At 59.6% G+C, this 11479-nt stretch carries 12 protein-coding genes; 11 read left to right on the top strand and 1 reads right to left on the bottom strand.

Going from position 1 to position 11479, the window contains the following annotated elements; all coding sequences use genetic code 11:
* Window positions 1-113: 113 nt before the first annotated feature.
* Both AC0V6L_RS08025 and AC0V6L_RS08020 read left to right on the top strand, forming a co-directional pair.
* Window positions 114-1385 (top strand): Ppx/GppA phosphatase family protein, encoded by a 1272-nt coding sequence (locus AC0V6L_RS08025; protein WP_486153771.1) that lies wholly within the window; start codon window positions 114-116, stop codon window positions 1383-1385.
* Between the two features lie 3 nt (window positions 1386-1388).
* A complete protein-coding gene (locus tag AC0V6L_RS08020; protein WP_486153770.1) occupies window positions 1389-2057 on the top strand; it encodes an RlmE family RNA methyltransferase in 669 nt (222 codons plus the stop codon).
* Between the two features lie 21 nt (window positions 2058-2078).
* On the opposite strand, the gene AC0V6L_RS08015 is transcribed toward AC0V6L_RS08020, so the two are convergent.
* Window positions 2079-2804 (bottom strand): c-type cytochrome, encoded by a 726-nt coding sequence (locus AC0V6L_RS08015; protein WP_486153769.1) that lies wholly within the window; start codon window positions 2802-2804, stop codon window positions 2079-2081.
* 133 nt (window positions 2805-2937) lie between these two features.
* On the opposite strand from AC0V6L_RS08015, the gene AC0V6L_RS08010 reads away from it, so the two are divergent.
* The 9 genes from AC0V6L_RS08010 to bla are packed head-to-tail and all read left to right on the top strand — an operon-like array spanning window position 2938 to window position 11469.
* Complete coding sequence (locus AC0V6L_RS08010; protein WP_486153768.1) at window positions 2938-3831, top strand: prephenate dehydratase; 894 nt, start codon at window positions 2938-2940, stop codon at window positions 3829-3831.
* Window positions 3832-3879: 48 nt separating this feature from the next.
* Window positions 3880-4146: a hypothetical protein gene (locus tag AC0V6L_RS08005; RefSeq protein WP_486153767.1), complete on the top strand. Its 267-nt coding sequence runs from the start codon at window positions 3880-3882 to the stop codon at window positions 4144-4146.
* Between the two features lie 8 nt (window positions 4147-4154).
* On the top strand, window positions 4155-4673 hold the full coding sequence (locus AC0V6L_RS08000; RefSeq protein ID WP_486153766.1) for a hypothetical protein: 519 nt from the start codon (window positions 4155-4157) through the stop codon (window positions 4671-4673).
* Window positions 4670-6022, top strand: a complete 1353-nt coding sequence (locus AC0V6L_RS07995) for a DUF4350 domain-containing protein (RefSeq protein WP_486153765.1) — start codon at window positions 4670-4672, stop codon at window positions 6020-6022. The genes AC0V6L_RS08000 and AC0V6L_RS07995 overlap by 4 nt, the downstream gene beginning before the upstream one ends.
* Before the next feature lie 2 nt (window positions 6023-6024).
* The gene (locus tag AC0V6L_RS07990; protein WP_486155075.1) at window positions 6025-6981 is read left to right on the top strand and encodes an AAA family ATPase; all 957 of its coding nucleotides are present in this window, start codon (window positions 6025-6027) and stop codon (window positions 6979-6981) included.
* A 6-nt stretch (window positions 6982-6987) separates the two neighbouring features.
* On the top strand, window positions 6988-8349 hold the full coding sequence (locus AC0V6L_RS07985; RefSeq protein WP_486153764.1) for a DUF58 domain-containing protein: 1362 nt from the start codon (window positions 6988-6990) through the stop codon (window positions 8347-8349).
* Window positions 8346-9518 carry a stage II sporulation protein M gene (locus tag AC0V6L_RS07980; protein ID WP_486153763.1) on the top strand — a complete coding sequence of 391 codons (1173 nt, stop codon included), beginning with the start codon at window positions 8346-8348 and terminating at the stop codon, window positions 9516-9518. Before AC0V6L_RS07985 ends, AC0V6L_RS07980 begins: the two co-directional genes overlap by 4 nt.
* Window positions 9515-10489 (top strand): RDD family protein, encoded by a 975-nt coding sequence (locus AC0V6L_RS07975; protein ID WP_486153762.1) that lies wholly within the window; start codon window positions 9515-9517, stop codon window positions 10487-10489. The genes AC0V6L_RS07980 and AC0V6L_RS07975 overlap by 4 nt, the downstream gene beginning before the upstream one ends.
* Entirely contained in the window at window positions 10486-11469 is a 984-nt protein-coding gene (bla, locus tag AC0V6L_RS07970; RefSeq protein WP_486153761.1) for a class A beta-lactamase, read from the top strand. The genes AC0V6L_RS07975 and bla overlap by 4 nt, the downstream gene beginning before the upstream one ends.
* Window positions 11470-11479: the final 10 nt, after the last annotated feature.

The following is an 11479-nucleotide window of genomic DNA, read 5'->3' as shown; positions in this document are numbered from 1 at the left end:
CCAGCGCAAAAAGGGGCGTCTATTCAGACAACTTGCCCTTACTGCGTGGTTGAGTTAGCTTAGCCGGCAGGTGCACAGGCAAAATGCCTGCGTGATATTGAAAGATTGATTGTATGGCGGACGCGTTTCCGCCGGACGCGAACAGGAGCGCTGGATCAAACAAGGGCAGCAAGTCCGGTAGAGTAGCCGATTTCCGCTACAAACGCCCTTACCAGCCAAATACGCAGCAAGGCGCAGGCCGCGATGCTGGCGCACTTGCATCCGGCCAGCGTTCAGCCAGCGCGCATCCTGATAATGCGCATCATGACACCGCGCATCCTGACAATGCGCAGCCGAAAGCTCACCCCAGAACCGCGCATTTTGCCAAGCCGCACGAAGCCTATGCCGCGCTTGATCTGGGCACCAACAATTGCCGCCTGTTAATCGCGCGGCCTTCGGGCAAGGATTTCACTGTTATTGATGCCTTCAGCCGAGTGGTGAAGCTGGGCGAAGGTGTCGCAACCACGGGCAAGCTTTCAGACGAGGCGATGGACCGGGCGATGGGCGCCTTGTCGATTTGCGCGGACAAATTGCGCCGCCGCAAAGTGCGCCTCGCGCGGTCTGTCGCCACCGAAGCCTGCCGCAGAGCCTCCAATGGCGCCGATTTTATCGACCGCGTGCACCGAGAAACGGGCATTGTTCTCGACGTGATCAGCGCGGGCGAAGAAGCGCGGCTGGCCGTTCTCGGCTGCCATATCCTGCTGGAAGCAGGCGAAGGCCCGGCGGTGATTTTTGACATTGGCGGGGGATCAACCGAACTGGTCCTGCTGGAGCCGGGCGGCAAAATCCCGCGCATCCTTGACTGGCAAAGCGTGCCCTGGGGCGTCGTCTCGCTAACCGACACGGTCAGCCCGGGTGAAAATTCGGCGCAAGGCCGCCTTGATCGCTATGCCCAAATGCGCAAACTGGTCGCGGACAGCTTTGCCCCCTTCGCTGCGCGGATTGCGGACGCTGCCGCGCATCCTGACATTCGCCTGCTGGGCACCAGCGGCACGGTGACAACGCTGGCCAGCCTGCATCTTGAATTGCCGCATTATGATCGCAAGGCGGTGGACGGATTGATCGTTCCGGCCCATGCCATGCGTTCAATCAGTGGCGATCTGGCAGGCATGTCGCCCGAAGAACGCAGCACACTCCCCTGCATTGGCGAAGACCGAGCCGATCTTGTGGTGGCCGGATGCGCAATTTTGGAGACGATCCTTGACCTGTGGCCCGCATCCCGGTTGGGCGTTGCCGATCGCGGCATTCGCGAGGGGATTTTGCGCAGTTTGATGGCATCAGAGCGGCAAGGTGAGCGCTCCCTGCGCGCGCTTGAACAATTGCGCACTGGCAAAGGCAATCCGTAAATCATGACCCGATCAGGCCGCAATCCCGACCGGCGGGTGAAGACCGCCAAAAAGCGCACCGCATCATCGACCCGGTGGCTGGAGCGGCAACTGAACGACCCCTATGTCAAACAGGCCAAGGCCGATGGTTATCGCAGCCGGGCGGCCTATAAACTGCTCGAATTGGATGAAAAGTTCAATCTTATCAAAGGCAGATCGCGCGTGGTCGATCTGGGCATAGCGCCGGGCGGTTGGGCGCAAGTGGTGCGCGCAAAAGCGCCCAAAGCCAAGGTTGTCGGCATTGATCTGCTGCCCACAGACCCCATCGAAGGGGTGACCATTTTCGAGATGGATTTCCTCGATGACGATGCGCCGCGAATGCTGGAAGAAGCATTGGGCGGTCCGCCCGATTTGGTCCTGTCAGATATGGCCGCGAACACTGTGGGCCACAAACAAACCGATCATCTGCGCACTATGGGTCTGGTTGAGGCTGCGGCCTGGTTTGCAACCGAGACATTGAGCGAAAAGGGCGCATTTGTGGCCAAGGTTCTGGCAGGCGGCACCGACCGCGACCTGCTCACTTTGCTGAAAAAGCACTTCACCACGGTCAAGCACGCCAAGCCGCCCGCAAGCCGCAAGGGATCATCGGAATGGTATGTGATTGCGCAGGGGTTCAAAGGGCGCGGAGAATAACCCCCGCGCATCCTTTGGATGCTACTCGGTTGCTTCGGCAGTTTCCAAAGACGTTTCTTCGGCTGCATTCTGCGCGTCTTCGGCGGTTTCAACCGCGTCGGTTGCGGCTTCCGCTTCGTCAGCAGCAACCTCGCCGTCGCCTTCACCATCTGCAGCTTCGGAGACATATTCCGGCACCGGCAGGTTCGAACCTTGCGAGTTCATGTAAAGCGCGACCGCGGCCCGGTCTTCAACTTTGGACAGGCCGGCAAAGCCCATCTTGGTGCCATCCATGTAGCGTTTGGGTGATTTGAGCCATTGGTTCATCTCATCCCAGCCCCATTGGCCGCCGAAAGATGCCATCGCGTCGGAATATTGATAGCCAGCTTTTTTCCCGACGCCTGCGCCCATAATGCCGTGCAGATTGGGGCCAACGCCGTTTGCGCCGCCTGCATCAATCGTGTGGCAGCTGGAACACTTGGCGTAGACTTTCTCGCCCGCAGAAACATCCACGCTGGCCATGTTCAACGCTTCGGCCATGGTCATTTCGGCCGCGACTGCGCCGCCCTCTTCAACTGCGCCTTCGATGACATAGCCCAATTGTTCGGGCCGTTCGGGCGAGGAGCCGTGGAAATACATGTCTGCCGCCACTGAAAGGCCAAGGCCAACAATGCCTGCAAACAGGGCCCAGCCCGCTGCAGTGTTGAACAGATCACCCTGTGCCTCGGTGGCAGGGGGCGTGTCGGAGTTGTGTGGTTCTTGATTCATCCCGTGCGGCCCATAATCATGCGTTTGGCGCGGCGCAAGACCCATCGGAACATCACGCATTGCGATATTTGCAATTTAGTGAGGCACCAAGCCTTGCTGTTACCCGAAAGCCCCTTTAGCACGCGTCACAATCATGCGTTCTTTTCCTGGCCCTGCCCTCCCGATTGTTGACGAATTGCGCAGCAAAGCCGCAGCTGATCCGGCGCGCGCGATTGCTTTTCAGGGATCGCCCGGCGCCAATTCGCACCGCGCCGCAGTAGAAGCCCGAGGCGATGCCTTGCCGCTGCCATGCTTCAGCTTTGCCGATGCTTTGGAAGCGGTGAAGGACGGGCGCGCAGGCCAAGCGATTATTCCGATTGAAAATTCACAGCATGGGCGCGTGGCCGATATCCACTTTCTTCTCCCCGAAAGCGGCCTGTCGATTACGGGTGAATATTTCATGCCGATCCACCACGCATTGATGGCGGTGGGCAATGGCCCGTTCGAAGCGGCCTACAGCCATCCACAAGCGCTTGGCCAATCGCGTGAGTTTCTGCGCGAGCGCGATATCGTGCCGCTCAGCTATGCCGATACAGCAGGCGCTGCCGCTTTTGTATCTGAACGCGGCGATCCGACTATTGCCGCGATTGCGCCCGCCATTGCGGCTGAGTTGTACGGGCTTTCCATCATCGAGGAAAATGTCGAAGACAGCCCAGACAACATGACCCGTTTCGTCATCCTTGCTGATAAACCAGCATTTCTGGCGCACGATCCCAACACCGCCACCATGACGACCTTTATTTTTGAGGTACGCAATATTCCTGCTGCTTTGTACAAAGCGCTTGGCGGATTTGCGACAAATGGGGTGAATATGAGCAAGCTGGAAAGCTACCAACAGGGCACCAGTTTTTCCGCGACCCGGTTCTATGCCGACATTATCGGCGCGCCGGGCGATCCTGCGGTGGATCGGGCGCTGGAGGAATGTTCATTTTATTCCAAGCAATTGCGGATTTTGGGCACCTATCCGCTCGCTCGCAAACGTGGGTGAGCAAAAGGCGTTGCGCGCGCCGCTAGACCGTGCCACCTACCATATCGCATGACTTTGGCGGCAGATCCAATTTACGAAAGCGATGATTGGGGCGATCCGCCCGTCAGCGCTCAGCCGCCTTATGACACCGTGCCCGAGCTGTCGGTTGAAGAACCGGAACCTCTGCCGGACGTAACCGTCGAAGATACCCGCGAAAGCTGGGAAACTGTGCGCGACAATGGCGATATCCAGTTCGATCCGGTCGAAATCCCCCGCCAGAACCTTACGAACCTTCCGCTTTTGAAAAAGCGCTGGAGGAGTTTTTTGCCTGGCTAGGTGAGTTGTTGTCCCCCATCGGCACCGCGCTCGCACAGGCTTGGCCGGTTTTGCAATATGTTTTGTTGGGGGCGGTTGTGCTGTTTGTGCTGTATCTGATCGCGCGCACATTTGGCCCGCTGGCTCGTCAAGCCAAAGACGCTAAAGCCGACGAGGAAATACCCGAATGGCAGCCTGATCGTCAGGAAAGCCTCGCACTGCTCGAAGATGCGGACAGGCTGGCTGCCGAAGGGCGCTATGATGAGGCAACCCATTTGCTGCTGCAACGCAGTGTTGGGCAGATCGCGCGGGCGCGGCCTGATTGGGTTGAACCATCAAGCACCGCGCGCGAACTGGCCTCGCTGCAATCTTTGCCCGACGCCGCGCGCAAAGCTTTTGGCACCATTGCCCAGCGGGTGGAGCGCAGCCTGTTTGCGCTGCGATCGCTCAATCAAGCAGATTGGGAAACGGCGCGCGCAGCCTATGCTGAATTTGCGCTGGAGAAAATCGGCGGCGCTGAAACGGGCCGCAGGAGAGCGCGCGCATGAGCAATGCCGGCCCGTCCCCAACCGCAAATCCGGCGGCCCAATCGGCACGCGGGGCATCGCCGTTTGGCCGCTTGACGCTGCTCTTCGTCATCCTTGTCGGGTTTGCCGCGTTTCTAGCGCTTTTATATTTCCTGTCGGGCGGCGATGATGGCAACCGCGACAACAATGGCGCAGCCCATGCCGCCGCGCGCGGATTGAACGGATATGCCGGGCTTGTGCGCTTGCTCGAGGCGGAAGATTACGACGTGACCCAGTCGCGTTCGCCCAGCGGTCTGGAAACCTATGACCTGCTGATCCTCACCCCGCCCAGCTATATGAACCCCGATGATATCGCCGAGATTTTGCAGGACCGCGAATATATTGGCCCCACGCTTGTCATCCTGCCCAAATGGTATGCTCGCCGCCCACCGCCCAATCTGCCTGATGACGTGGCGGACAAATTCAAGCGCGGCTGGGTTGAACTGGGCGAGGCATTCAATGTCGGATGGAGCGAGGAATTGCCCGATCCTTACGCTTTTGAACACAAGGTCGAGAGCCTTCAGAATGACGTGGCAAGCGATTGGAGCGGCTTTGCGTTAAAAGGCGATCTACCAACACGCTCCATCGCCTTTGCCGAGGATGACGGCGCGAACCAGCCGCTGATCACTGCTGCTGATGACAGAGTGCTGGCCATGCGCATTGGGACGGCCGGAACCCCTCAATATGATCCGAACAGCGATGACTATTACGATTCAACCGAAGAGGTGGTTTTCGTCGTCGAACCTGACCTCATGAACAATTACGGGCTCGCCGATGAAAACCGCGCGGCGGCTGCGCTCGCTCTAGTTCAGGATGCTGGCTATGGTCCGGGCACCAATGTCACATTCGATATGACTTTGAACGGCTTTGGCGGGACAGTGAACTTGTTGACGCTCGCGTTCAGGCCGCCTTTTCTGGCGGCGACCCTTTGCCTGATCCTTGCGATCATCATTGTGGGTTGGCGCGCTTTTCTGCGGTTTGGTCCGGCAGCGGCCAGCGGGCCTGACATCGCCTTTGGTAAAAAGCAGTTGGTGGGCAATGGCGCAGGGCTGATTGTGCGCGCGGGCCGGTTGAAATTGCTGGCGGAACCTTATGCCGGCCTGTCCGCCCGCCGCATGGCGCACGCGCTGGCGCTGTCAAAGCCTGATCCTGACGCGATCGATGCCGCGATGCAGACCCGCTTGCCAGATGAAGAACCCTTCACGCACCGCACGGCCCGGCTGCGCAATGCCAAAACACCATCGGACATCGTGCGCGCTGCCCAATCGCTGGGCAGCCTTGTCGAACAGATAGAAGCATCCAAACACAATAAGAAGGCACCCACCCAATGAGTATGAGCCTAGCCGAATTGCGCAGCTTAGCCGGCGCAATCCGCACCGAAGTCGCCAAAGCGATTGTGGGGCAGGACGCCATCATCGATCAAATGCTGGTCGCTTTGATCAGCGAAGGGCACGTCCTGCTCGAAGGCCCCCCGGGCACCGCCAAGACGTTTCTGGCCAACAGCTTTTCAACCGCTTTGGGCCTCGATTTTGGGCGCATCCAGTTCACGCCTGATCTGCTGCCGGGCGATATTCTGGGATCAAACCTGTTCAACTTTCAAACGAGCCAGTTCACGCTAACGCGCGGGCCGATTTTCTGCGAGCTTTTGCTGGCCGATGAAATCAACCGCACGCCGCCCAAAACGCAGGCCGCATTGCTTGAGGCGATGCAAGAACGCCGCGTGACACTGGACGGCGAAACGCACCAATTGCCAGAACGCTTCATGGTGGTCGCAACCCAGAACCCGATTGAGAACCAGGGCGTTTATCCCCTGCCAGAGGCGCAATTGGACAGGTTCCTGTTCAAACTGCTGGTCCCCTATCCCGATGAAGCCGAAGAAACGCGCATTGTCACCAGTTTCGGATCGCGTCAGGGGCCGCAGCGCCCGGCTGAAATGGGTGTCACTGCGGTGGCGGATGCGGCCAAGCTGGTCGCAGCCAGCGCTGCTCTTGACCAGGTGACTGTAGCCGAAGAGATCACGCAATATGTCGTGCGGCTGGTGCGCGCGACGCGCGATCATCCCGAACTGTCCGTCGGTGCCAGCCCGCGCGCCGCTGTTCTGCTGGCCAACGCCGCGCGCGCCCGTGCTGCGCTCGATGGCCGCGATTACATCGTGCCCGACGATGTCAAAGCGCTCGCTGTGCCCGTTTTGCGCCACCGCCTGACATTGAGCCCCGCCGCCGAGATTGAAGGCCGCGATATCGAGGCTCTGGTCGCCGAACTGGTCGAAAGCACAGAGGCACCCCGGTAACCGGCCATGGCGCTTTCTCGCCCATCATTTCTGGCAAAGCTGCCGCCTTTCCCGGTTGTCCCGACAGAACGGGCCGCGTGGGTCATTGCCGGGTTTGCGCCCATCGCGGTCGTGATTGCGGCAACTACGCCTGATCTGTGGATTGTCGCGCCCATCGCGGCGGCGGCTTTGTTTGTGCTGATCATGTGCGATGCGCTGCTGGCGGGCAAATGCGACAGTTGGCACGTCACCGCGCCGAATGATGCCGAAGTGGGCCAGCCAACGCCGGTTACCGTGACGGCCAGATTCAAAAATGGCGCGCGTTCGCAGGTTCGTTCAGCGCTGGAATTTGATCCGCGCCTTGGCATGGCGGGCCGCGCCGATTTCACTCTCGCGCCCGGACCTTATGATCCGGAAGATACAGGATCTCTCGAGCTGAAACCCGAGCGCCGCGGCACTGCGCCCATCACGCGGGCCTGGCTGCGCTGGACCGGGCCATTGGGCCTTGGCGCGCGCAACACCTACCGCGCGCTTGATGATGAAATCCGCATCTGGCCTGATCTTTCGCCTGTTCGCAGCAAGGAATTGCAGACGTTCCTGCGCGATGCCCAGACCGGCCTGATTGCGCGCCGTATCAGAGGCGAAGGCACGCAATTTGAATCGCTCACCGAATATGAAGCGGGTATGGATCGCCGCCGGATCGACTGGAAAGCCAGCGCGCGTCACGTCCATCTTTACGCCCGCGAAAATGAAAGCGAACGCAACAACCAGATCGTTTTCGCTTTTGATTGCGGACAAGCGATGTGCGAGCCAGCTGATGGCATGCCCCGGATTGACCGCGCTGTCACCGCTGCGCTCACCTGCGCATTTGTCGCGCTTAAATCGAGTGACCGGGTGTCGCTCTTCGGCTTTGCCCAGCGGCCGCAGATCATGACGCCATTTATCAGCGATGCGCGCGCCTTTCACCGCTTGCAAAGCGCGGCGGCGGGCCTCGATTATGAGCCCGTCGAGCCCAATTTCACGCTCGCGCTGGCCACATTAACTTCCAAATTGCAGCGCCGTTCGCTGATCGTATTGTTCTCCGATTTCACCGATCCAACCGCAGCAGAACTGATGGTGGAAAGCATCGGGCGGCTGGTGGACAAACATCTGGTGCTGTTCGTCACTATCGCTGATAGCGAGCTTGAGGAAATCATCGAAGAAGCGCCCGGCGATATCGCCACTATGGCGCGCAGCGTGACGGCTGACAGCCTTGCCACTCAGCGTTCGATTGTGCTGCAAAGGCTGCGGCGCATGGGGGTTGATGTGATCGAGGCACCGTGGAACCAGATTGGCTATCAACTGATTGACCGGTATTTCATGATCAAGAATTCAGAGGCCATCGGATGAGCGCGGCCAATCCTACAACATCAGGGGCCGCAACGGCTGCGCGCCCATTGGAGCCGGGCGAAACCGCGCCGCAGGCACCGGCCAAGGACACGGCTGCTCCGGCCAAAGCCAAAGGCCGCTTGGCCAGTTTGTTCGGCAAAGCCGATATCGCCCCGCCTGCCGATATTGAAAGCGCCGCTTTGCGCTCTGATCGGTTCCGGCTCGAACGCGAAGGCGATTGGCGCCGGCTCGAAACCATTATCCAGCGCATGGAAAGCGGCGGATTGCGCCGGATCGACGACGATGACCTCCTGGCTTTGCCCACCCTATATCGCACCGCTGCTTCCAGCCTTTCGGTTGCGCGCGAAACCTCGCTTGATGCGGCCACGCTCAGCTATCTGGAAAGCCTTGTTCAGCGCGCATGGTTCCAGGTCTATGGCCCGCGCAAAGGGCTGTTTGGCTGGCTGCGCGAATTTTTCTTTGGCGGATGGAGCCGGGCGGTGCGCGGCATCTGGCTGGAATCGTGCATTGCTCTGTTCGTGATGGTGGCAGGCGCAGTGGTCGGATGGCTGCTGGTGGTGCGCGATGAGGAATGGTATTACCGCCTTGTCCCAACTCAATTCCTCGATGCGCGCGTGCCCGGTGCCAGCCGCGAAGCTTTGGCCGGAACGCTCGCGGTGGAACAGGATGCGGGCGGATTATCGACTTTTGCCGCCAGCCTGTTCAGCAACAACGCGGCCGTTTGCATCCTTGCCTTTGCATTGGGATTTGCATTCGGCATCCCGACTTTGCTGCTTTTGATTTACAACCTTGCACTGCTTGGCGCGATGATGTGGCTGTTTGCGGGACAGGGCCTTGAGGTGGAATTTGCCGCCTGGCTCAGCGTTCACGGCACCACCGAATTTTTCGGCATTTTGCTATCGGGCGCAGCGGGCCTGCATATTGGCCGGTCCATGGCGTTTCCGGGCAATCGCAGCGTCCTTCAGGCAGCGTCCGAAGCAGGCCAGCGCGGCGCAGTGGTGATGATCGGGGTGGTGTTGATGATGGTCGCGGCTGCGCTGCTCGAAGCGTTCCCCCGCCAATTGGTCGAAGGCGCGCCCAACCGCTTTATGATCGGCGGGTCCATGCTCGCTTTCTGGCTGTCCTATTTCTATCTGTATCGCCCGCGTGCCCTAAGGTCTGATCAATGAGCGCGGCGGCGATGAATGATACAGGCTTTTCCGTCACAGGGCAGGCAGGTGGGTCAGCAGGCGGGCGTATCAATAAACGCGAACGCACGCTGATAACGCCAGAAGGCATTGCGGTGCCCATCGTGGTCGCATCGCGCGGCGCGCGGGCGGGCGCGCTGATCCTTGATATTCTGATCCTGATGATCGGGCTGATCGTGTTTTACTGGATCCTGTCGAAAGTTGCAGGCGGGCTGTTTGAACCCGATATCGGCGTTGACACATCCACCACATCCAATGCGCGCGAGTTTATCTCGATCATCGCCATTCTGGCGAGCTTTACAGCATGGTATGGCTATTTCCTTGCGCAGGAACTCGGCCCGCGCGGCGCGACATTCGGCAAGCGCGCGGTTGGTATCAGAGTGGCCGCGCATGGCGGCGCGCGGTTAACTCCCGAAGCGGTGATCGCCCGCAATCTGCTGCGCGATATCGAGATTTTCTATCCGGTCATTTTCATGATCGTGCTGCTCATCATCAATGTCGCAGAAGAAGACACAGGCGGCACGATCTGGGCTGCCGTCATCTGGTTTGCTGTGTTCCTGCTGTTTCCCTTTTTCAACAAGGATGCTTTGCGCGCAGGCGATATCATTGCCGGCACATGGGTGGTTGAAGCACCGCGCACCAAGCTGGTTGAAACCTTATCCACCCAGGGCGCGGCCAGCGGCACGAGCGAAGTGACAGGCGCGCGGTATGAATTCGGCGATGAAGAGCTGACCATTTATGGCGAACGCGAATTGCAGACGCTGGAGCGGATATTGCGCGATGGCGAACCCGATGCGCTGGCAGCGGTTCACGAAACGATCTGCCGCAAGATCGGTTGGGATCCAGGCGGCGGGGATGAACGCGCTTTCCTCGAAGCGTTCTATGCCCAATTGCGCGCCAAGCTGGAAGGCGACATGCGGTTTGGCAAACGCAAGGCGGACAAATATTCATGAGCAATCGCGGACCAAAGCTAACGCGGCGCACGGCGATTGGATCGGGTTTGGCCCTGGGGCTTTCAGGAACACTCGCCGGATGCCTGCCGCCTGATCAAAGCCCGCTGGGCCGGATTGAAGCACGCCTGCGCCTGATCGAAGCCAATGCAGGCGGCACATTGGGCGCAGAATTGTTCGATACCGGTAGCGGGCAGTCCATTGGGCTTAATCGCAATCGCCGATTTGGCCATTGCTCCTCGTTCAAGCTCTCGCTTGCAGCCAAAGTGCTGGCCGCGCATGCCAGCGGGGAAATTGATGCGGATAAACGTGTTTTCTGGAACAAGGATGATCTGATGTGGGTCTCCCCCTTCACCACCAAGCGCGTGGACGAAGGGGCAACTTTGCGCGAGCTTGCCCGCGCGACACAGATTACTTCGGACAATGCGGCGGCCAATGTGCTGCTGCGCGAATTGGGCGGGCCAGCGGCGCTGACAGGGTTCTGGCGCTCTATTGGGGATGATGTGAGCAGGCTTGATAGAACAGAGCCTGCGCTGGGCAATGTGCCGGTCACCGAAATGCGCGACACCACCACGCCAGCGGCCATGGCGCGCACGGTGGCAAAGCTGATCTATGGCGATGCCTTGCCCGAGGCAGAGCGAGTTACGCTCAAACAATGGATGGTTGAAACGCAAACGGGCAAGAACCGCGTGCGCGCGGGGATCGGCGATGGCAAACCCCAAGGCTGGGTCAGCGGCGATAAGACAGGGACATCAATCTGGCCAGGTATGGGCAGCCTGTATGTCGATATCGGTTTTGCCGAGGCCCCGCCCAAAGGCGATGAACCGCGCGCGCCGGTTACTTTTGCCGCCTATTACCGGGCGCGCGAGACGCATGAGGGGATGGACCCTGCTTCAGAGGCGGTCTTGGCGCAGATTGGCAAAGTGCTGACGGATTTTGTGCTGGGCGATTATCGCTGGTCGAAAATCAACCCGTTCGATTGAAGCCGGTTAC

The sequence above is a fragment of the Erythrobacter sp. JB1-15 genome (assembly GCF_057365035.1).
The sequence above is the reverse complement of the archived record's forward strand: the minus strand, read 5'-3'. Positions and strand labels throughout refer to the sequence as shown.

What these genes read in the sequence shown, in the direction of transcription:
- AC0V6L_RS08025 (WP_486153771.1), top strand. Translation starts at nt 114, where the DNA reads ATGGCGGACGCGTTTCCGCCGGACGCGAACAGGAGCGCTGGATCAAAC.
- AC0V6L_RS08020 (WP_486153770.1), top strand. Translation starts at nt 1,389, where the DNA reads ATGACCCGATCAGGCCGCAATCCCGACCGGCGGGTGAAGACCGCCAAA.
- AC0V6L_RS08015 (WP_486153769.1), bottom strand. Translation starts at nt 2,804, where the DNA reads ATGAATCAAGAACCACACAACTCCGACACGCCCCCTGCCACCGAGGCA.
- AC0V6L_RS08010 (WP_486153768.1), top strand. Translation starts at nt 2,938, where the DNA reads ATGCGTTCTTTTCCTGGCCCTGCCCTCCCGATTGTTGACGAATTGCGC.
- AC0V6L_RS08005 (WP_486153767.1), top strand. Translation starts at nt 3,880, where the DNA reads ATGACTTTGGCGGCAGATCCAATTTACGAAAGCGATGATTGGGGCGAT.
- AC0V6L_RS07995 (WP_486153765.1), top strand. Translation starts at nt 4,670, where the DNA reads ATGAGCAATGCCGGCCCGTCCCCAACCGCAAATCCGGCGGCCCAATCG.
- AC0V6L_RS07990 (WP_486155075.1), top strand. Translation starts at nt 6,025, where the DNA reads ATGAGCCTAGCCGAATTGCGCAGCTTAGCCGGCGCAATCCGCACCGAA.
- AC0V6L_RS07985 (WP_486153764.1), top strand. Translation starts at nt 6,988, where the DNA reads ATGGCGCTTTCTCGCCCATCATTTCTGGCAAAGCTGCCGCCTTTCCCG.
- AC0V6L_RS07980 (WP_486153763.1), top strand. Translation starts at nt 8,346, where the DNA reads ATGAGCGCGGCCAATCCTACAACATCAGGGGCCGCAACGGCTGCGCGC.
- AC0V6L_RS07975 (WP_486153762.1), top strand. Translation starts at nt 9,515, where the DNA reads ATGAGCGCGGCGGCGATGAATGATACAGGCTTTTCCGTCACAGGGCAG.
- bla (WP_486153761.1), top strand. Translation starts at nt 10,486, where the DNA reads ATGAGCAATCGCGGACCAAAGCTAACGCGGCGCACGGCGATTGGATCG.